This is a genomic window from Microbacterium sp. K24, assembly GCF_004794465.1.
Taxonomy (GTDB): domain Bacteria; phylum Actinomycetota; class Actinomycetes; order Actinomycetales; family Microbacteriaceae; genus Microbacterium.
Window position 1 is genome coordinate 60,728 of the sequence record NZ_SSDJ01000086.1, and the last position, 19,269, is coordinate 79,996.

Below are 19,269 nucleotides of genomic sequence, written 5' to 3' on the forward strand. Positions count from 1 at the left end.
GTCAGGAATGTGGCGTACGAGAAACGCGCGCCGATCGGATGCGCCGGGCAGCTGCGGTGACGCCAAGCGCTATCAGGATACCAGGGACTGTGAGCGCGATGAGCGGCAGGGTACCGTAGCGGAGCGAATCAGCGCTGGGAAGCAGCGGTGAACCGGCATCCGTCGGCGCGTCGGCGTCGGGAAGCGGCGGAACGGCGATCGGAGTCGTCGTCGGCTCGGGCTGCGGCTCGGTCTCCGCGCGCCGGAAGAAGTGGATCCACTCGGCCAGATCGCCCATCGGATTCTTGTCGACCGGGGCGATGTCGGCCGAGATCGCGGCGGCCGCATCGACCAGCCCGTAGCCGTACAGCGGATCCTGCGGCTTCTTCGCGTCCGCGACGGGCATCGCCGTCTTGATGATCCGGTTGATGACGTCGATGGCCTTGATGTTCGGATGGGCGGAGCGGATCAGCGCCGCGATCCCCGAGACGATCGGAGCCGCACCGCTGGTGCCGCTCCACGACACGACCTCGCCGTTCGCGGAGACGCCCAGCAGCCCTTCGCTCGGTGCGGAGATGCCGATCGTGATGCCCTGCGTCGAGGCCTCGATGCTGGCGGTGCCGGTCTGGTCGACACCGCCCACGGTCAGCACTCCGGGAATCGTGGCGGGAGCGCCGATGATGTTCGTGCCGCTGCCGCGGTTTCCGGCGGCGACGACCACCACGACGTCATGCTCGAACGCGTAGAGGAAGGCGTCGTCCCAGCTCTTGTCCCAGTCGAGGGTGTTCGTGGTGAACGACAGGTTGATCACGTCGGCGCCGTTGTCGACGGCCCAGCGCATCGCCTTCGCGACCTGCTCGGTGAACGGCACGGCCGCGGCGGCGCCGAACCCCACCGAGATCGACAGCAGATTCGCCTCGGGGGCGACGCCGATCATGCCGGTCCCATCGGCCGCACCCCGCCCCGCGGCGAGCGACGCCACCCAGGAGCCGTGGTTGCCGTCGACCGCTCCGACCGGCGTGCGGCCGTCGGCCGTGCCGGTGCCCGAAACATCGGTGCCGCCGACCACCGCGTCGCCGAACGTCTCCGGAACCTTGCCGATGCCGGTGTCGATCACCGCGATCGTGACGCCCTCGCCGCGCGTCGTGTTCCATGCCTCACGGATGCGCGCGCCGTCGAGCCAGTACTCCGAAGCGCGCACCGGGTCGGCGGGGTCGTCGGGGATCGGCGGGGGCGTCGCCGTGGCGCCCAGGAGCAGGACGGATGCCGCCACGACCGCGAGGGCCGTGACATTGCGCAGCATCCGCCGAGAGGTCATGCGGATCGGGCCGTCTCTTCGCGGGTCGCGGCGCCGGGGTCTTCGCAACGGCACACGGCCGGGGACCAGGAGGATCGTTCGAGAGCCGCGTCGCCGATCGGGTTCACGCCGGGACCGGCCGCGAGGGCATGACCGGCGAGGGCATGCAGGCACTTGACGCGGGTGGGCATGCCCCCGGCCGAGATGCCGTCGATCTCAGGGACGCCGCCGAACTGCGCGCGATCGGCCAGGTACGCCTCGTGCGCCGCGAGGTAGCCGGCCGCGACCGCTTCGTCTTCGGCGAGGAGAGCAGCCAGCTCCGGCATCACCTGGGTCGCCTCGAGCGTCGACATCGCCGCCGTGGCGGCGGGATGCGTCAGATAGTAGAAGGTCGGGAAGGGCGTGCCGTCGGGCAGCCGCGGGGTCGTGGCGACCACCGTCGGATTGCCGCAGGAGCAGCGCGCCGCGATGCCGACCACTCCGCGCGCCGCGCGTCCGAGCTGGGCCGACACGACGGCGAGTTCGGCGGGCGTGGGGGCGGGGAACGGCGGCGTGGTCACCCCACCAGCGTAGGGGAGCCGCCAGGGAGGATGCTCGGAGCGGATGCTCAGGGAACCACGGCCGCGGTGTCGCTGAGACCCGCCGAGACGACGGTGCGCAGCAGCTGCGGCATCCAATCCGCCGGCTTCTCCTCGAGGGTGTCGCTGACGGGCTCCTGCTCGCGCGGCAGCGCCGACGGATCGAGGTCGTTGTCGATCAGGTACACGACCTCACCGGGCTTCACGTAGTACAGCCGTTCGCGGGCCTGCGTCGTGATGTAGGCGGGGTCGCTCCAGCGCTCGCGCTCGGCGACGAGGTCGTCGATCTGGTCTTCGCTCACCTGCACCGAGGCTTCGAGGGCCGCGATCTTCTGCCGCTGATCGATGAACGTGCCGAGTGTCGGAACGAGAACCCAGGCGCCCAGCACGACGAGGGAGAGCATGATGACCGAGAACGCGGACAGACGGATGCCGGAGGCCCACTCGCGCACATCGACACGGGGCGCGCTCCGCCGAGAACCCGTGCGAGGCGCCTTCGGAGCAGGGGCGCCGGTCGCCTTCGCACGCCCCTTCTTCGCCGTGGCCGGCTGCGGAGCGGAAGCCTTCGGAGACGCCGAAGGAGGAGCCGGTCGTCGTGCCACGGCTCCTCCTCCGGTCACCGCTCAGCGGGCGGTGTGAATCTGACTCTGCGGTCTGAGCGCTGCGCTCAGCCCTGGTAGCGCGGGAAGGCCGAACGTCCGGCGAACACCGCGGCGTCGCCGAGCTCTTCCTCGATGCGCAGAAGCTGATTGTACTTCGCGACGCGCTCGCTGCGAGCAGGCGCACCCGCCTTGATCTGGCCCGCGTTCGTCGCGACCACGAGGTCGGCGATCGTGGTGTCCTCGGTCTCACCCGAACGGTGCGAGAGCATCGCCGTGTAGCCCGAGCGCTGAGCCAGGCTGACCGCGTCGAACGTCTCGGTGAGCGTGCCGATCTGGTTGACCTTCACGAGAAGCGAGTTCGCGACGCCGCGCTTGATGCCGTCGGCGAGACGCTGCGGGTTGGTGACGAACAGGTCGTCGCCCACCAGCTGGACGCGCGAGCCGAGCACGTCGGTGAGGTGCTTCCAGTTGTCCCAGTCGTCCTCGGCGAGAGCATCCTCGATCGTGACGATCGGGAAGTCGTTGACCAGGCCGACGTAGTACTCGGTCAGCGCTTCGGCATCCCAGTCCTTGTTGTCAAGACGGTAGACGCCGTCCTTGAAGAACTCGGTCGCGGCGACGTCGAGGCCGAGCGCGATGTCGGAGCCGGGCGTGAAGCCGGCCTTCTCGATCGCCTTGACGAGGAAGTCGAGGCCCTCGCGGTTGCTGGGCAGGTCGGGGGCGAAGCCGCCCTCGTCGCCGAGGCCGGTCGCGTAGCCCGCGGCCTTCAGCTCGGAACGCAGCACGTGATACGTCTCGACACCCCAGCGCAGAGCCTCGGAGTAGGTCTCGGCGCCGATCGGGGCGAGGAAGAACTCCTGCATGTCGATGCCGTTGTCGGCGTGCTCGCCGCCGTTGATGACGTTGAACAGCGGAACGGGCAGCAGGTGCGCGTTCGGGCCGCCGAGGTAGCGGAACAGCGGAAGGTCGGCGGAGTCCGCAGCGGCCTTCGAGACGGCGAGGCTCACGCCGAGGATGGCGTTCGCGCCGACGCGCTTCTTGTTCTCGGTGCCGTCGACCTCGATGAGGATCTCGTCGATGATGCGCTGCTCGCTCGCCTCGACACCCTCGATGGCCGGGCCCAGCTCGTCGATGATGGCGTCGACGGCCTTGAGCACGCCCTTGCCGCCGTAGCGGCTCTTGTCGCCGTCGCGGAGCTCGTACGCCTCGAACGCACCCGTGGATGCACCGGAGGGGACGGCGGCCCGCTGGACGATGCCGTCGTCGAGAAGCACCTCCACCTCGACGGTCGGGTTTCCGCGCGAGTCGAGAATCTCGCGTGCGCCTACAGCCTCGATCAGTGCCACTGATGTGCTCCTTGTTCAGGGTGGAAGTGGGTGGAGCGTCGTCGGTCCGCGCCCAGTCTATCCCGGCCCCTCCTCCGACTCAGGGACGGAGCGGGGCGCAGCATCACACGACGATCGCGAGCGCGACGCCGTCCCACCCCTTCACGCCGACGGTCTGCAGCGCCGTCGCGTCGAACCGGGGATCGTCGCCCATCATCCGCAGTCCGTCGCGCGTGCCGATGACCTTCGAATCGGTCGAGTCCTCGCGCACGATCTCGCCGTCGCGGCCGATGTTGTCGAGCACGATCACGGTGCCGGGATGCCCGAGCTTCGCCGCCCAGTCGAGGTAGACGGTGTTCGACTCCTTGTCGGCGTCGATGAACACCAGGTCGAATCCGGCGACGAGGGTCGGCAGCACATCGGCTCCGCGGCCGATGCGGATGTCGACGCGCTCCCCCACCCCTGCCGCATCGATGCTGGCGCGGGCGACGGCGGCGTTGTCGGCTTCGGCCTCGATCGTGGTCACACGTCCGTCGGGACCCACCGCGCGCGCCATCCAGATCGTCGAGTAGCCGCCGAGCGTGCCGATCTCGAGCACACGACGCGCGCCGCTGATGCGCACGAGCAGGTCGAGCAGCTTGCCGGCGACGGGCGCGACCTCGATCTCGGGAAGTCCGGCCGCGCGCTGCGCGGCGAGCGCGGCCTCGAGGGCGGGATCGTGCCCGACGAGCGTGTCGGCGAGGAAGGCGTCGGCCTGCGACCAGGCTGCGGGGGTGGATTCCATGCCCTCAGCCAACCCTCGCCCCGGGACCGCGTCAAGAGCGCATCAGGAGCGTGGCGCGGACAGCATCCTGCCGTGTGCACCGGCGAGCTCGGGCTGACGGCGGAACTGCCCGGTGAGTGCGAGCACCGCGATCACGACGGCGAGGACGATCCATCCCGCGACGCCGAGGGGACCGGCGAGTCCGAGGTCGGGCTGCGCGGCGGCGAAGATGACGATGAGGCCGCCCGCCGCGTTGAGCGCGCCATGGGCGATCACGGCGGGCCAGACGGATGCCGAGCGCAGCCGCAGCCAGCCGAGCAGGATGCCCCACGCCACGCATCCGCCGATCATCAGCAGCACGCCCGTGACGTCGGTCCGGCCGAAGTTGTAGCCGAGCAGGATCACCGGGCTGTGCCAGACGCCCCAGATCGCGCCGCTGATGAGCAGCGCCGGCCAGGTGCCGAGCGGGCGGAGGGCGGGCACGAGCCATCCGCGCCAGCCGAGCTCCTCCCCGAAGGCGGGGATCGCGTTCAGGAGCGCGGCGAGCGGGATCATCGCGATCTGCGCGAACACGACGACTCCGACCGGCGGAACGGGCGACCCCGGAGGCAGGGCCTCCTCGAGCTCGACGGCGAAGGCACCGAACGTGAGGTCGAGCTGCACGAACCCGAGGGCGGCGGAGACGAGGATGCTCGCCGCGACCAGGAGCGGCGGCACGAGCCACGCGGCGGCCAGGAGCCAGACGATGCGCTTCGCCGGTCGCAGCGGCCACAGGCCGAGGAAACGTGCTCGTCGGCCCCGCGCCGGTGTGCGCATCGTGAAGGTGACGATGAGCGCGGCGACCGCCGGGGTGAGCATCATCACCGGGAGGATCACTCCCGCGAAGGGCTCCGCGAGCCCGTCGCCGAGCCACAGGGGCAGCGCGACCAGCCAGGCAAGTCCGCAGGCGAGCACCGTGAAGGCGATCACGGCGGCCCAGGGCACCCGTCGCGCAGTGGGGAGAACGGTGTCGGTCATGAGGTCGCCTCTCGGTTGTCGATGAAGGCCTGCAGCAGGGCCGCCGCATCCTCCGCCCCGTCGATCGTCACGATGAATGGGCGCCGGTCACGACGGGTGATCTCGATCGCGGACCCGCGGCGCATGATGATCCCGGTCCGTCCGTCCACGGCGATGCGCCACCCCCAGCCGCCGAACTCCCCGAACGGCGAGACGTCGACGGCACGCGCCGACTCGATCTCGTCGAGTGGGATGGTCACGCGCGGCCATCCGAGCAGGGCGCGCGCGGCGAAGCCCTCGGGGGTCACGCGAACGCGGAACGTGGTGGTCGCTGCCATCGCGACCGCGACGACCACCACCACGGCGGCGACGATCCAGCCGCCCTGGACACCGGTGACGAGCATGTACGCGGCGAGCGCGACGAGACCGAGCAGGAGGATGAGGAGCGCGGAGAGCGCCGCGCGCGGCATCGAGGTCGTGGCCACCCAGACCACGCGCTCCCCCTCGGCGATGTGGACGACGTGCTTCGGGAGGAGGACCCGCCCTGACTCCGGGCGCACCCGGGGCTGCACGGCCCAGGCGACGGCGCCCACCACGAGGAGAGCGCCGAAGGACAGCGCGATCACCCCGCCGATTCCCGGCACGTCGGCGGACTCGGCCAATTCGCGCTGGATGGCGAGCGAGCCGAGGGTCAGGACGGTCGCGAACACCGACAGCCCTGCGGCGAGCGCGCCCATCGATCGCGCAGCCCCGCCCCAGTGGTCACCGACCGCGGCGAGCGTGACGAACGCCATGACCGCCGGAAGGCCGAGACCGACCGCGAGGAGGATCCAGAGATACGCGGATGCCGGGCCGAACGCGTCGGCGCCGTCGACGCCCCAGTGCGTGGCGACCTGCGCGGGCAGCGACGGCAGCCAGGCCAGCAGGACGATGGTGCCGATCACGGTGCTCACGATCGGCACGACCACCGCGACCAGGAAGAAGATCAGTCGCGCCCGCCGCAGCAGTGATGGGGGTGTGCGGGTCAGGTCATGCGTGGTCATGGCGTTCCCTCCTCGGGATTCCTGGTGGAGCGGGATTCGGATCGCGGATCGCGGTGCGCCTGCACGATGCCGGCGAGCGTCTCGGCGGAGACCCCGAGGGCGCCGGCCCGCCGCACGAGCGCGTCGATCTCCTGCGCGAGCTCGGCGAGCGGAGCGGCGGATGCCGCGATCACCGCTCCCCTGCCGCGGCGGAGGTCGATGAGGCCTTCGTCGCGCAGTCGCTGGTAGGCGTGAAGCACCGTGTGCTGATTGATGTCGAGCGCGTCGGCGACATCGCGGGCGGCGGGGAGCCGGTCACCCGGTACGAGCGCACCGGCGAGGATGTCGGAGCGGATCGACGCCGCGACCTGGTCGTACAGCGGTCGCGGACTGTCGGTGTCGACTCTGATCAGCACCATGCACCCCCGATTCGTGAATCTCTAGTTATTCTACTCAAACTATAATAACTGTACAGACCCTCCATCTGCTTTTGCGGACGCAGGCGTTTCCGGAACACTGGCGCCATGCGCATCACTCCTCGCCGACTCGCGATCGGCATGAGCCTGTGGATCCCGAACCTCTGCAGCGGCATCCGCGTCCGTCGATTCAGCGACGACTGGACCCACGCGACGGTCGAGCTCCACGTCAACGTCTTCACCCGCAACTACGTCAAGACCGCGTTCGGCGGATCGATGTCGGCCACGACCGACCCCTATTTCTTCATGCTCGTGATGCATCAGCTCGGACGCGACCATGTCGTCTGGGACACCCGGGGCGAGATCGAGTTCCTCAAGCCGGGTCGCGGTGTGCTGACCGCCGAGTTCGAGGTCTCGAAGGAGAAGGCGGCCGAGATCCGCGAGCGCGCCCGCGGCGGCGCGAAGGTGCTCGAGTGGTTCGAGACCGTCGTCACCGACCGCGACGGCGACGTGGTCGCGAAGGTGCGCCGCGAGGTGTACATCCGCGAGAAGAAGCGCGTCACCGCCGCTCAGCGCTGAGTCGTCTCCCGCCGTTCACCGGCGCGTGGGACGATGACGCCATGCCCCTCGCCCGCCGACTGACGCTCCCCGACGCCGTCGCCATCGGGCTGGGCTCGATGATCGGCGCCGGCGTGTTCGCGGTGTGGGCGCCGGCCGCCGGCGTCGCCGGCAGCGGCCTCTTCATCGCCCTCGCGATCGCCGCCGTCGTGGCGTACTGCAACGCCACCGCCTCGGCGCAGCTCGCCGCGGTGCATCCGGTGGCCGGCGGAACCTACTCCTACGCCCGTGCGGAGATCGGACCCTGGTGGGGGTTCATCGCCGGGTGGAGCTTCGTCATCGGCAAGATCGCGAGCTGCGCGGCGATGGCGATGACCTTCGCCGCCTACGCCGCGCCCGAGGGATGGCAGGTGCCCGTCGCCGTGCTCGCGGTGGCCGCGCTCGCAGCGGTGAACTGCTTCGGCGTGACGCGCACCGCGCTCCTGACCCGCATCCTCGTCGCGTGCTCGCTGCTCGGTCTCGCCGTCGCCGTGGCGGTGGGGTTCGGCTCGGCATCTGCGTCGTCGGCCGCCCCGCTCCCCGACGCCTCCGCCTACGGAGTGCTGCAGGGCGCCGGGCTGCTGTTCTTCGCGTTCGCCGGATACGCGCGGATCGCGACCATGGGCGAAGAGGTCGTCGACCCGTCGAAGACCATCCCGCGCGCCATCGTGCTCGCACTGGGCGGCGCCGTCGTCGTCTACGTGCTGGTGGGCATCGCCGTGGTGCAGATCCTCGGCGCCGGTGTCGTCGACTCCACCGCGCCGCTGGCCGATCTGCTCGTCTCGGCCGGGTGGCCCGCGCTGGCCCCGATCATCCGGGTGGCGGCGGCCGCGGCCTCCCTCGGCGCGCTCCTCGCGCTCCTGACGGGCATCGGACGCACGACCCTCGCGATGGCCAGAGAGAGCGACGTCCCGCGGTTCCTGGCGAAGGTCAGCGTGCGCCACCAGGTACCGCAGCGCGCCGAGATCGCCGTGGCCGTCGTCGTGATCGCGATCGTGCTCGTCGCCGATCTCCGCGACGCGATCGGCTTCTCGTCGTTCGGCGTGCTGCTGTACTACCTGATCGCCAATGCGGCGGCATTCCGGCAGACAGGGTCCGCGCGACGATACCCGCGTGTGCTGCAGGTCGTCGGGGCGCTCGGGTGCCTCGTGCTCGTCAACAGCCTGCCCGTCGTCGCGTCACTCGTCGGAATGGCCGTCGTCGCGCTCGGTGTCGGATACCGGATGCTGCGCCTCCGCCTCGCCCGCCGTCGACCCGCCCGCTGATACCGCCGCCGTGGGCTTCGCCGCCGTCGATTCCGAGCGGTACGTCCGCGGAGCGATCCCGAGCACGGCCTGGAAGTCCCGCGTCAGGTGGGCGTGATCGGAGTAACCGAGCTCGGCCGCGATCGTGGCGAGGTCGGCGGCGGGCTCCTCCCGCACGAGCTGGGCGGCCTCCTGCAGACGACGACGACGGATCATCGCAGCGGGCGAGAGTCCGATGTGGCGGTGGGTCATCCGCTGCAGGGTGCGCAGCGAGACAGCGAGTCGGGTCGCTGCTTCCTCCGGTGTAAGAGCGGCCTCCTCCCCCATGAGGGCGTCGAACAGAGCGTTGGCCTGCAGGGACGCGTCGTCGGACCGGCCGACTCTCGCGCGCAGCCAGAGCGAGAACGAGGAGACCGCTCGTTCACGGCGCCCCTCACCGGACGCCATGTCCGCGGTCACGGCGGTCAGCAGCTCGGGCGCATCGATCGGGGTCTCGGCATCGATCAGCGCGGCCGGTTCCTCGACGAGCGCGGCCACGGCAGCGGGACGCAGCAGAGCCCCCACCGCCCAGCCCTGTCCGCGCAGGTCGCGGTGCGAGGCGCGCGTCGTCGCTCCAGCCAACGACACGCCTTCCCGTTCGACGACCAGATTGAGAGCCGGGTACGACACGACCTCCTGCCGCGAGGAGCGCCCGGGCTCGATGTCCCACTCGGGTATCCAGAACCAGGCGACCAGGTCGGCCACCCCCGCCGGTGCCGGCAGCCGATGGAACTCCGGCAGCCGTGCCGGGTACAGGATGCCGCGGGTCGGATTCACCATGGGCCCAGCGTAGAGTCCGGTGCCGACACGGAGGAGGCCGAGGTTGGCGCGGATCTTCAAGCCCCCGGCATCCGCTCCGTCCTACCGTGAGGGCATGACTGATGACACCCCCACCACCGGCGCGACCGGCACCTACACGACCGACGGACGACCGAACAGCGCGACGTCGCTCACGCCCTTCCTGGCGATCCCCGGCGCGAAGCAGGCGATCGACTTCTACCGCGATGTCTTCGGCGCGCGGGTCGTCGACGTGACCGAGTTCGGCGGCGTCGTCGCGCACGCCGACCTCGACTTCGGGCTCGGACTGCTGCAGCTCGGCGAGCCGAGCCCCGACTACCACCTCGTCCCCTCGCCCGCGGGAGACGACGACTGCTACTCGATGGGCCTGTATGTGTCCGACGTCGACGCCGTGGTCGAGAAGGCCGTCGCGGCAGGCGCGACCGTGCGGGAAGCACCCGCGCCGTTCGTGTCGGGTGACCGGTTCGCCAGCATCCGCGATCCGTTCGGCGTGCGCTGGTCGGTGATGACCCGCGTCGAGGACATCTCCGACGAGGAGAGCAGCCGTCGCGTCGCCGAATGGGCGGAGTCGTTCAACGCGGCTCCGGAGGACGGCGCGAGCTGACCGCGACCTCGGCCGCACGGCAGACGGCAGGCAGCAGCGCCTCTGCCGTGCGGCGGTAGCCGAGGGCGCTCGGGTGGAAGCGGTCCAGGCTGAACATCGCCTCGGGCTCGTCGAAGAACATCGGCCCCACTGCCCGGCGCAGATCGACCGGTTCGGCACCGGCGTGGCGCGCCGTCTCGGCCTGGATGTCGGCGAGGCGGCGCGACATGCTCGACGCCAGGCGGCGGAGCGGCTGCGGAACGGGCCGCAGGGCGCCCAGGTCGGGACAAGTCCCCACGACGACCTCGGCACCCCGCTCGCGCAGGCGCCGGATCGTCTCGTGGAGATGCTGCGCAGACAGGGGCACCGGCAGCCGGTGGGTGACGTCGTTGCCGCCCACGACGATCACCGCGACCTGCGGGTGGTACCCCTCCGGCAGGCTGTCGAGCTGACCCGGCAGGTCCGGCGACTCGGAGCCGACGACCGCCGCCGTGTGCAGGCGTACCGGTCGTCGCATCCGCCCTGCCGTGCCCTTCGCGAGGCGGCCGCCCAAGGTCTCCTTGCGCCGCTCGGCCCCGAGCCCGGCCGCGATCGAGTCGCCGAGGACCAGCAGGTCGATCGGCTCGCCGTCGAGGGCTGACCGCCACACGCGATCAGCATCGAGGGAGTCCTCGCCGAGCGGCTTCCCGATCCGCCTCCGGGCGAGCGCCGCCTGCTGGGTGAGGACGATGCGGAAGCCGACGAGCGCCGTGGCCACGACGAGTCCCACGACGACGAGGACACGGAGGCGGCGCACCACGCGATTCGACACGACGGTCGTGAACGCCGCGTGAACGAGCGCAGGTCAGGACAGGGGCTTGAGCTCCAGGTCTCCGACGCCGGCCGACACGGTCGCGAACGCCGTGTAGCCGTCCGCCGCCGAGCGCTCGAGCAGCGCCTTGAGGTTCTTCGTACGACGCTCGAGCCGCACGCGGGCTCCGGTCGCGATGAGACCGGCCTTGTGCGCGACGAGTTCGGCGACCGGCACATCGGCATCGTGGATCAGGACGACGGCCTGCGCTGCGGCATCCGGTTCCGCCGTGACGAGGTCGACGAGACGCTCGAAACCGAGCGAGAATCCGACCGCGGGCACCTGCTGACCGAGGAAGCGGCCGATCATGCCGTCGTAGCGTCCGCCGCCGCCGAGCGAGTAGCCGACCGACGGGTGCGCCAGCTCGAAGATGGTGCCGGTGTAGTAGCCCATCCCGCGCACGAGGAACGGGTCGAACACGAGCGGGATCTCGGCGGATTCCGTCGAGGGGCGCCCCGCGGCCACGGCGTCGCCGATGCCGACGAGGTGCGCGACGATGTCGTCGGGCGCACCGTCGGGCAGCGCCTTGCGGATCTGCCGCTCGCCGTACGGGTTGTACTCCATGGTCTGTGGGCGACGCAGGAATTCCTCGAACGCGTCGACGGGCGCCGTACTGGTCCCCTGACGCTCCGCGCGCTCACGGAGCTCGGCGCCGACGCCCTCGGGCCCGATCTTGTCGAGCTTGTCGATCGTGATCAGCACGCCGGGACGCTCGTCGGCGGTGAACCCGAAGCTGTCGAGCATCCAGTCCAGCACGCGGCGGTCGTTGATCCGCACCGTCGCACCCTCGAGTCCGAGCGCATCGACGGCGTCGAGGGAGGCGACCATCAACTCGGCCTCGGCGCGCGAGGAGTCGTCGCCGATGATGTCGATGTCGCACTGCACGAACTGGCGGTACCGGCCCTTCTGCGGACGCTCGGCACGCCAGACCGGCCCGATCTGGATCGCCCGGAAGACCCCGGGCAGCTGCCCGCGGTTGCTCGCGTAGAAGCGGGCGAGCGGCACCGTCAGGTCGTAGCGCAGGCCCAGGTCGGAGAGCGCCGCCGGGTCGTCGGCCGCCTCGCGGATGGCGTCGGCGTCGAGCCCCCGACGGAGCACGTTGTAGGAGAGTTTCTCGTTGTCGCCGCCGATGCCCGCGTGCAGGCGGTCGTAGTCCTCGACGACGGGCGTCTCGATCTCGTCGAATCCGTGCGCGAGGTAGCGGTCGCGGATGACGGAGAGCACGCGCTCACGGCGGGCCTTGTCGGCGGGGAGGATGTCGCGCATGCCGCGCGGCGGGTTCACAGTAGCCACGCCTCCCATCTTCCCAGGTCCGGCGTCGCGGCCGAGCCGCCGCCGGGTCAGGATGCCGCTTCGACGGCGCGCACCTCGTCCTCCAGCATCCGCAGCCGCTCGCGCAGTGCGCGTTCGGCATCCCAGCCCTGCGTGCGGGCGACGGTCACGAGCGCGAGGAGCGCGTCGCCGAGTTCGGCTTCGGATGCCGGCGCGGGAGCCGGACTCGCGGGCGCGAGCACAGCGGCTCCGGCGGCGCGACCGACGAGCTTCTGCGCGAGGGCGAGCGCCGGCATCCCCCGGGGTACGCCGTCGAGCACGCTCGTGCGGGTGCGCTTCTCGGCGGCCTTGGCGGCGTTCCAGTGCACGAGCACCTCTTCGGGCGTGTTCGCCACCTCCCCCGCGAAGACGTGCGGATGCCGACGGACCATCTTCTCGGTCAGCGTCGAGGCCACGTCGTCGATGTCGAACGGATCATCGGGGTCCTGCGCGGCGATGGCCGCATGGAACAGCACCTGCCAGAGCAGATCGCCGAGTTCCTCACGCAGGTCATCGCGCGTGCCGCCCTCGACGGCATCGATGACCTCGTGCGACTCCTCGATCAGGTACGGCACGAGATCTCGGTGCGTGATCTGCTGCGACCACACGCAGTCCTCCCGCACCGCGCGCATCGTGTCGGCGGCCGCGCGCAGCGCATCGTGCGTGCCCTCGCGGGGATCGGGGCGAGTGCTCACGGTTCCTCCTTCGATCCTGCCCGACGGCGATCCGGGCGGGCGGCCCTCATGACGCCGCGGCTGCGACCCGACGGTACCAGCGCGCGCGCAGGGAGACGATGATGCCGGAGAGCACGAGCGCGATCAGCGAGCCGACGAGCACACCCAGGATCGCCTGATCCCGGATGTCGTCGTGCGCACCGAAGGCCAGGTTGGCCAGCAGCAGCGAGACCGTGAACCCGATGCCGCCGAGGGCTCCCGCCGCCAGGATGTCGGCGAAGGGCAGAGCCGGTGCCGCTCCCTTCGGACGGATGCGCATGGCGATCCAGCCGAACAGCCCGATGCCGACGATCTTGCCCACCGGAAGGGCGACGACGATCGCCCAGAAGGCCGGAGACAGTTGCGTCGGAGACACGGCCGGGATCACGACGAAGGCGGCGACGAACGCGAAGATCGGCAGGATGGCGCCGTTCACCGTCGGCTCGAGCAGATGACGGGTGCGGCCGGCGGGGACCGGAGCCATCACGAGACCGAGCATGACGCCGGCGATGGTGGCGTGGATTCCCGACGACGCGACCAGACCCCAGGTCACGACGGCGACGACCGCCATCGCGACGGCGATGATCAGGTGGCCGTGCTCGTGCAGCAGTCGGCTGAGCACCCAGAAGACGGCGACCCCGACGACCGCGAGGCCGAGCAGCAGCCACTGCACGTCGTGGGCGAAGAGCACGGCGATGAAGATGATGCCGATGATGTCGTCGAGGATCGCCAGCGCCAGGAGGAAGACCCGCACGGTCGGAGGCAGCCCGCGGCCGAACATCGCGAGGACCCCGAGCGCGAAGGCGATGTCGGTCGCGGTCGGGATCGGCCACCCCGTCGCCGTGTCGCCGCTGCCGGCGATCAGCAGGTACACCGCGATCGGCACGATCACCCCGCCGGCCGCCGCGATCGCCGGCTGCACGGCCTTCCGCGGAGAATCGAGCTCTCCATGCGTCAGCTCGTGCCGCAGCTCGATGGCCACGACGAGGAAGAACACGGCGAGCAGCCCGTCCGACACCCAGTGCGCGACGGACAGGTCGAGCCCGGTGCCGGGCACCGCGATGTGGAAGTCGAGGAATGCCGCCAGCGCATCGTGCGTCGGGAGGTTCGCCAGGAGCAGGCCGAGGCCCGCAGCGACGAGCAGGAGCACGGCGGGGAACTGCTGACCGCGGAGGGGGTTCGCTGAGATGCGCATCCCCTCCATCGTAGGTCGTGCGCTTCTCGGCGACCCGGGACGTCATGCGTTCGGGACACCCCAGTCGACGGGGATACTCTCGAAGGGTGACCCCCGCACACGAGTTCTCCGAGCCCACGAACACCGAGGCCATCCGCGTGATCGGCCGCTTCGAAGCAGGCCAGGGCATTCCCGATGCGATGCGCTCCGACGTGCGCATGCTCGGCGCCCTGCTCGGCCAGGTGCTGCGCGAGGCCGGCGGCGACGACCTCTTCGAGGATGTCGAGCGTCTGCGTCTCGCCACGATCCAGGCATACGAGGAGGAGAACTCCGGCGCCTTCGACCGTGCAGCGGCGATCGCCGAATCGTTCACGGTCGCACGGGCCGACGAGGTCGCGCGCGCTTTCACCTGCTACTTCCACCTCGTCAACCTCGCCGAGGAGCACCAGCGCGTGCGCGTGCTCCGCGAGCGTGCCGGCCAGCCCGGACGGGAGGATGCCGCCGACACCGTCGCGACCGCCTACGCGCGCCTGCGCAGCGAGGTCGGCGACGACGAGGCTCGCCGCCGCCTCGACGGCCTGCGCTTCCACCCCGTGTTCACGGCGCACCCGACGGAGGCGCGGCGTCGCGCGGTGTCGTCCAGCATCCGCCGCCTGTCCGAGCTGCTCACCCAGCACGACGCCGCGAGCAAGGGCGGCGCCGAGGCGCACCGGGCCCGCCGCCGGATGCTGGAGGAGATCGACACGCTCTGGCGCACGGCGCCGCTGCGCGCGCAGAAGCCGTCGCCGACCGACGAGGTGCGCACGGTCATGGGCGTGTTCGACGAGACGCTGTTCACCACCGTGCCGCACGTGTACCGGCGCATCGACGACGCGCTGCGCGGCGAGGAGTCCGGCGCGAGCGCGCCCGTCGTCCCCGCTTTCGTGCGGATCGGATCCTGGGTCGGCGGTGATCGCGACGGCAACCCGTTCGTCACGGCATCCGTCACCCGCGAGGCGTCGCAGATCGCCGCCGACCACGTGCTCCGCGGTCTCGAGCGCGCACTCGACCGCATCGGCCGCACCCTGACGCTCGCCTCCGACGACACGCCGCCGAGCGCCGGGGTCACGGCCATCTGGGACGCCTTCGCCGCCGTCGAGCCCGATGTCGCCGCCGAACTCGCGGCGCGCTCCCCCGATGAGCCGCACCGCCGCGTGCTGCTCGTGCTCGCCCGTCGCGTGGCCGCGACCCGCCGGGGCGACGCCGAGCGCGGCTTCACCCGTCCCGAGGAACTGCTCGCCGACCTGCGTGCCGTGCAGTCGTCGCTCGCGGAAGCCGGGGCGAAGCGCCACGCCTTCGGCGGTGTGCAGCACCTGATCTGGCAGGTCGAGACGTACGGGTTCCACCTGACCGAGCTCGAGGTCCGACAGCACTCGCAGGTGCACGCGAAGGCTCTCGCCGAGCTCGAGGCGGGCGAGGCGATCAGCGCGCAGACCGAGGAGGTGCTGGAGCTGTTCCGTGTGATCGCGGAGATCCAGCGCGACCGCGGCGCCCGCGCGGCCGGTCGGTACGTGGTGTCGTTCACGCAGTCGGCATCCGACCTGGCGAACGTGCACAGGCTCGCCCGGCATGCCCTCGGCGACGACGTGCCCGTGCTCGACGTCGTGCCGCTGTTCGAGACCTTCGCCGACCTGCAGGCCGCCCCTGAGATCCTCGCCGAGGTCGTGACGTTCCCCGAGTTCCGGGAGCGCATGGCCGCGACCGGGAACAAGCTCGAGGTCATGCTCGGCTACTCCGACTCGTCGAAGGACGTCGGCCCCGTCGCCGCGAACCTCGCCCTGTACGAGGCGCAGGAGAAGATCGCCCGCTGGGCGCAGGAGTCGGGCATCGAGCTGACCCTGTTCCATGGCCGCGGCGGCGCCCTCGGCCGTGGTGGCGGACCCGCGAACTCCGCGATCCTCGCACAGCCGCCGCACTCGGTCGACGGCCGCTTCAAGCTCACCGAGCAGGGCGAGGTCATCTTCGCGCGCTACGGCGAGCCGGCGATCGCGATGCGGCACATCGACCAGGTCGCTGCGGCGACCCTGCTGGCCTCGTCGCCCTCCGAGGAGGAGCGCACGAGCAGCGCGGCCGCACGCTACGCCGAGGTGGCCTCGATCATGGACGCGACCTCGCGCGAGCGGTTCTTCTCGCTCGTCAAGGCCGAGGGCTTCGCCCCCTGGTTCGCGACCGTCACACCGCTGGAGGAGATCGGCCTGCTGGCGCTCGGCTCGCGCCCCGCACGGCGCGGACTGTCCGTCGAATCGCTCGAGGATCTGCGGGCGATCCCGTGGGTCTTCGCGTGGACGCAGGCCCGCATCAACCTCGCCGGCTGGTTCGGACTCGGTACGGCCCTCGAAGCGGTCGGCGACGCCGAGCTGCTCACCGAGGCGTATCGCGAGTGGCCGCTGCTGCGCACCATGATCGACAACGTGGCGATGAGCCTGGCGAAGACCGACGAGCGGATCGCCCGGCAGTACCTCGCGCTCGGCGACCGCGATGACCTCGCGGCCCTCGTGCTCGACGAGCTCGCCCTCACCCGGTCGTGGGTCATCCGCCTCACCGGCGGCGAGGGACTGCTCGAGAACAAGCCCGTGCTGCAGCGCGCCGTGCAGCTGCGGAGCCCCTACGTGGACGCCCTCTCGCTGCTGCAGCTGCGCGCTCTGCGCGCGCTCCGCTCGGCGGCCGAGCAGCCCGAGGGGTCCGGCGCGGACGCCGAGCAGCAGCGTCTGCTCCTGCTCTCCGTCAGCGGCGTCGCGGCCGGTCTGCAGAACACGGGGTGAGTCTCGGCGCGGGTCGGGTCGGCGTCGGGATTCCGTCTTCGGCGACACCGATAGAGTGAAATATCGGTCGGATCCGACCACTCTCCCGTCACGCGACACGATCGCCTGCGCCCTCGTCCCCACCAGAAAGCACCTCCCGCGTGACCGCATCGTCTGCCGCCGTCTTCCACCCGCTCGCCGATCCCGTGCAGCCCGTCTTCGACACGGTGCTGTCGCGCAGCCCGCACGAACCGGAATTCCACCAGGCCGTGCACGAGGTGCTCAACTCCATCTCGCCGGTGCTTGAGCGGCATCCGGAATACGTCGACGGCGGCATCCTCGAGCGGCTGGTCGAGCCGGAGCGCCAGATCCTGTTCCGCGTGCCGTGGGTCGACGACGCGGGCAGGCTCCAGGTCAACCGCGGCTACCGCATCCAGTTCTCCTCGGTGCTCGGCCCGTACAAGGGCGGCCTGCGGTTCCACCCCTCGGTCAACCTCTCGATCATCAAGTTCCTCGGCTTCGAGCAGATCTTCAAGAACGCGCTCACCGGACAGGGCATCGGCGGCGGCAAGGGCGGATCGGACTTCGACCCGCACGGCAGGTCCGACGCCGAGGTCATGCGCTTCTGCCAGTCGTTCATGAACGAGCTGTACCGCCACCTCGGCGAGCACACCGACGTGCCCGCCGGCGACATCGGCGTGGGCGGACGCGAGATCGGGTACCTCTTCGGCCAGTACCGCAAGGTCACCAACCGCCACGAGTCCGGCATGTTCACCGGCAAGGGCACCGGCTGGGGCGGCGCCGAGGTGCGCACCGAGGCCACCGGCTACGGCGCCGTGTTCTTCGCACAGGAGATGCTGGCCGTGCACGACGACTCCCTCGCCGGCAAGCGCGTCGGCATCTCGGGTTCGGGCAACGTCGCGATCTACGCGATCCAGAAGGCCACGCAGCTCGGCGCCGTGCCGGTCACGGCATCCGACTCCTCCGGCTACGTCGTCGACGACGCCGGCATCGACGTCGACCTGCTCCGCCAGCTCAAGGAGGTCGAGCGCGCCCGCATCGTCGAATACGCGAATCGTCGCCCGAGCGCGCGCTTCGTCGAGGGCGGCAGCGTCTGGGAGGTGCCGGTCGACATCGCCGTGCCCTCCGCCACGCAGAACGAGGTGAGCCTGGCCGATGCCGAGGCGCTGATCGCGAACGGCGTGCGCGCGGTCTCCGAGGGTGCGAACATGCCGTGCGAGCCGGCCGCGGTCGACGCGTTCCAGAACGCCGGAGTGCTGTTCGCCCCGGGCAAGGCCGCGAACGCCGGGGGTGTCGCGACCTCGGCGCTGGAGATGAGCCAGAACGCGTCGCGCCAGCGCTGGACCTTCGCCGACAGCGAGAACAAGCTGCGCGAGATCATGGGCGACATCCACCGCGCCGCCTTCGACGCCGCCGAGCGTCACGGCGTGCCCGGAGACTACGTCGCGGGTGCGAACATCGCCGGCTTCGAGCGGGTTGCCGCGGCGATGCTCGCGCAGGGCGTGATCTGAGGGTAGTTCGAATCGCGTGAATGGTCGCGGATCCGGCCCGAAGACGACCATTCACGCGATTCCGACGACGAGTCAGACCTCGCGGTCGTCGGCGTGCCGGGCGAGTGAGCGGCCGTAGCGTTCGGTGAGCTGCACCATCAGGTCGGGGGTGTCGCGGTCGACGCCGAAGACGTGACCGGGGAAGTCGAGCTCGGGCTGCGCGGCCGTGATCTCGGCCTCGCGGTCGGGTGAGAACAGCTGCACCGGGTCGCCGACGGCCACCCAGCCGATTGGCACCACCGTTCCCGCGGGGAGCACCGCGCGTCGATGCACGATGGCGTTCACGCGCACCTCGCAGCGGTCACCGACCAGAGCGCCGTTGAAGATGCGGGCACCCGAGGCGAAGAACACCTCCTCGCCGACGGTGGCCCCGGCGATGCTGGCCAGCGTGCCGATGAGGGTGTGCGCGCCGATGTGCACGGCATTCGCGGCCGTGGCGCGGATCAACGCGTTCTCCATCACGATCACGTGCTCGCCGAGGGTGATGGGTCCGCCTTCCGCGGTGATGACGGCGCCGTGCAGCACCTGGCAGTCCGGCCCGATCTCGACGTCGCCGGAGACGACGGCGGTGGGAGCGATGACGGCGGTGTCATGGATCCGGGGCCGAGCCCCGAGGTGCTCGTACAACATG

General features: G+C 70.9%; 19 protein-coding genes. 5 read left to right on the forward strand and 14 right to left on the reverse strand.

Features of this window, described 5'->3' with window-relative positions; translation table 11 throughout:
* Window position 1: 1 nt before the first annotated feature.
* The 8 genes from DW306_RS06860 to DW306_RS06895 form a co-directional block, all read right to left on the reverse strand.
* Window positions 2–1,297, reverse strand: a complete 1,296-nt coding sequence (locus DW306_RS06860; RefSeq protein ID WP_240747101.1) for a S8 family serine peptidase — start codon at window positions 1,295–1,297, stop codon at window positions 2–4.
* Window positions 1,294–1,836, reverse strand: a complete 543-nt coding sequence (locus DW306_RS06865) for a DUF501 domain-containing protein (RefSeq protein ID WP_136054866.1) — start codon at window positions 1,834–1,836, stop codon at window positions 1,294–1,296. Before DW306_RS06865 ends, DW306_RS06860 begins: the two co-directional genes overlap by 4 nt.
* Before the next feature lie 47 nt (window positions 1,837–1,883).
* The gene (locus DW306_RS06870; protein WP_136054867.1) at window positions 1,884–2,456 is read right to left on the reverse strand and encodes a septum formation initiator family protein; all 573 of its coding nucleotides are present in this window, start codon (window positions 2,454–2,456) and stop codon (window positions 1,884–1,886) included.
* A gap of 65 nt (window positions 2,457–2,521) precedes the next feature.
* On the reverse strand, window positions 2,522–3,802 hold the full coding sequence (eno, locus tag DW306_RS06875) for a phosphopyruvate hydratase (protein WP_136054868.1): 1,281 nt from the start codon (window positions 3,800–3,802) through the stop codon (window positions 2,522–2,524).
* Window positions 3,803–3,905: 103 nt separating this feature from the next.
* A complete protein-coding gene (locus DW306_RS06880) occupies window positions 3,906–4,565 on the reverse strand; it encodes an O-methyltransferase (protein WP_136054869.1) in 660 nt (219 codons plus the stop codon).
* A gap of 42 nt (window positions 4,566–4,607) precedes the next feature.
* Window positions 4,608–5,561, reverse strand: a complete 954-nt coding sequence (locus DW306_RS06885) for a type II CAAX endopeptidase family protein (protein ID WP_136054870.1) — start codon at window positions 5,559–5,561, stop codon at window positions 4,608–4,610.
* Complete coding sequence (locus tag DW306_RS06890; RefSeq protein ID WP_136054871.1) at window positions 5,558–6,583, reverse strand: DUF1648 domain-containing protein; 1,026 nt, start codon at window positions 6,581–6,583, stop codon at window positions 5,558–5,560. The genes DW306_RS06885 and DW306_RS06890 overlap by 4 nt, the downstream gene beginning before the upstream one ends.
* The gene (locus tag DW306_RS06895) at window positions 6,580–6,978 is read right to left on the reverse strand and encodes a GntR family transcriptional regulator (RefSeq protein WP_136054916.1); all 399 of its coding nucleotides are present in this window, start codon (window positions 6,976–6,978) and stop codon (window positions 6,580–6,582) included. The genes DW306_RS06890 and DW306_RS06895 overlap by 4 nt, the downstream gene beginning before the upstream one ends.
* Before the next feature lie 108 nt (window positions 6,979–7,086).
* Here DW306_RS06895 and DW306_RS06900 point away from each other — a divergent pair, with 108 nt between their 5' ends.
* Entirely contained in the window at window positions 7,087–7,557 is a 471-nt protein-coding gene (locus DW306_RS06900) for a DUF4442 domain-containing protein (RefSeq protein WP_136054872.1), read from the forward strand.
* 41 nt (window positions 7,558–7,598) lie between these two features.
* Window positions 7,599–8,840, forward strand: a complete 1,242-nt coding sequence (locus DW306_RS06905; RefSeq protein WP_136054873.1) for an amino acid permease — start codon at window positions 7,599–7,601, stop codon at window positions 8,838–8,840.
* Here DW306_RS06905 and DW306_RS06910 read toward each other — a convergent pair.
* On the reverse strand, window positions 8,754–9,638 hold the full coding sequence (locus DW306_RS06910) for a helix-turn-helix domain-containing protein (protein WP_136054874.1): 885 nt from the start codon (window positions 9,636–9,638) through the stop codon (window positions 8,754–8,756). The two genes, DW306_RS06905 and DW306_RS06910, sit on opposite strands and share 87 nt — an antisense overlap.
* Before the next feature lie 94 nt (window positions 9,639–9,732).
* Here DW306_RS06910 and DW306_RS06915 point away from each other — a divergent pair, with 94 nt between their 5' ends.
* Window positions 9,733–10,260, forward strand: a complete 528-nt coding sequence (locus DW306_RS06915) for a VOC family protein (protein WP_136054875.1) — start codon at window positions 9,733–9,735, stop codon at window positions 10,258–10,260.
* Here DW306_RS06915 and DW306_RS06920 read toward each other — a convergent pair.
* From DW306_RS06920 to nhaA, 4 genes are all read right to left on the reverse strand, one after another.
* A complete protein-coding gene (locus DW306_RS06920) occupies window positions 10,229–11,035 on the reverse strand; it encodes an SGNH/GDSL hydrolase family protein (protein ID WP_136054876.1) in 807 nt (268 codons plus the stop codon). The genes DW306_RS06915 and DW306_RS06920 overlap by 32 nt on opposite strands.
* A gap of 48 nt (window positions 11,036–11,083) precedes the next feature.
* Window positions 11,084–12,355 (reverse strand): ATP phosphoribosyltransferase regulatory subunit, encoded by a 1,272-nt coding sequence (locus DW306_RS06925; RefSeq protein ID WP_240747104.1) that lies wholly within the window; start codon window positions 12,353–12,355, stop codon window positions 11,084–11,086.
* A 74-nt stretch (window positions 12,356–12,429) separates the two neighbouring features.
* On the reverse strand, window positions 12,430–13,032 hold the full coding sequence (locus tag DW306_RS06930) for a MazG family protein (RefSeq protein ID WP_136054917.1): 603 nt from the start codon (window positions 13,030–13,032) through the stop codon (window positions 12,430–12,432).
* A 109-nt stretch (window positions 13,033–13,141) separates the two neighbouring features.
* On the reverse strand, window positions 13,142–14,308 hold the full coding sequence (gene nhaA, locus DW306_RS06935; RefSeq protein WP_136054878.1) for a Na+/H+ antiporter NhaA: 1,167 nt from the start codon (window positions 14,306–14,308) through the stop codon (window positions 13,142–13,144).
* An 86-nt stretch (window positions 14,309–14,394) separates the two neighbouring features.
* On the opposite strand from nhaA, the gene DW306_RS06940 reads away from it, so the two are divergent.
* Both DW306_RS06940 and gdhA read left to right on the forward strand, forming a co-directional pair.
* Window positions 14,395–17,088, forward strand: coding sequence for a phosphoenolpyruvate carboxylase (locus DW306_RS06940; RefSeq protein ID WP_136054879.1), 2,694 nt, complete (start codon window positions 14,395–14,397; stop codon window positions 17,086–17,088).
* 140 nt (window positions 17,089–17,228) lie between these two features.
* Complete coding sequence (gdhA, locus tag DW306_RS06945; RefSeq protein WP_136054880.1) at window positions 17,229–18,599, forward strand: NADP-specific glutamate dehydrogenase; 1,371 nt, start codon at window positions 17,229–17,231, stop codon at window positions 18,597–18,599.
* A gap of 72 nt (window positions 18,600–18,671) precedes the next feature.
* Here gdhA and DW306_RS06950 read toward each other — a convergent pair whose 3' ends face one another.
* Window positions 18,672–19,268, reverse strand: coding sequence for a gamma carbonic anhydrase family protein (locus DW306_RS06950; RefSeq protein WP_136054881.1), 597 nt, complete (start codon window positions 19,266–19,268; stop codon window positions 18,672–18,674).
* Window position 19,269 lies beyond the last annotated feature (1 nt).

Coding starts and splice junctions, on each gene's coding strand:
- DW306_RS06860 (WP_240747101.1), bottom strand. CDS start 1,297: ATGACCTCTCGGCGGATGCTGCGCAATGTCACGGCCCTCGCGGTCGTG.
- DW306_RS06880 (WP_136054869.1), bottom strand. CDS start 4,565: ATGGAATCCACCCCCGCAGCCTGGTCGCAGGCCGACGCCTTCCTCGCC.
- DW306_RS06885 (WP_136054870.1), bottom strand. CDS start 5,561: ATGACCGACACCGTTCTCCCCACTGCGCGACGGGTGCCCTGGGCCGCC.
- DW306_RS06890 (WP_136054871.1), bottom strand. CDS start 6,583: ATGACCACGCATGACCTGACCCGCACACCCCCATCACTGCTGCGGCGG.
- DW306_RS06900 (WP_136054872.1), top strand. CDS start 7,087: ATGCGCATCACTCCTCGCCGACTCGCGATCGGCATGAGCCTGTGGATC.
- DW306_RS06905 (WP_136054873.1), top strand. CDS start 7,599: ATGCCCCTCGCCCGCCGACTGACGCTCCCCGACGCCGTCGCCATCGGG.
- DW306_RS06910 (WP_136054874.1), bottom strand. CDS start 9,638: ATGGTGAATCCGACCCGCGGCATCCTGTACCCGGCACGGCTGCCGGAG.
- DW306_RS06915 (WP_136054875.1), top strand. CDS start 9,733: ATGACTGATGACACCCCCACCACCGGCGCGACCGGCACCTACACGACC.
- DW306_RS06925 (WP_240747104.1), bottom strand. CDS start 12,355: ATGCGCGACATCCTCCCCGCCGACAAGGCCCGCCGTGAGCGCGTGCTC.
- DW306_RS06930 (WP_136054917.1), bottom strand. CDS start 13,032: ATGCGCGCGGTGCGGGAGGACTGCGTGTGGTCGCAGCAGATCACGCAC.
- nhaA (WP_136054878.1), bottom strand. CDS start 14,308: ATGCGCATCTCAGCGAACCCCCTCCGCGGTCAGCAGTTCCCCGCCGTG.
- DW306_RS06950 (WP_136054881.1), bottom strand. CDS start 19,268: ATGTTGTACGAGCACCTCGGGGCTCGGCCCCGGATCCATGACACCGCC.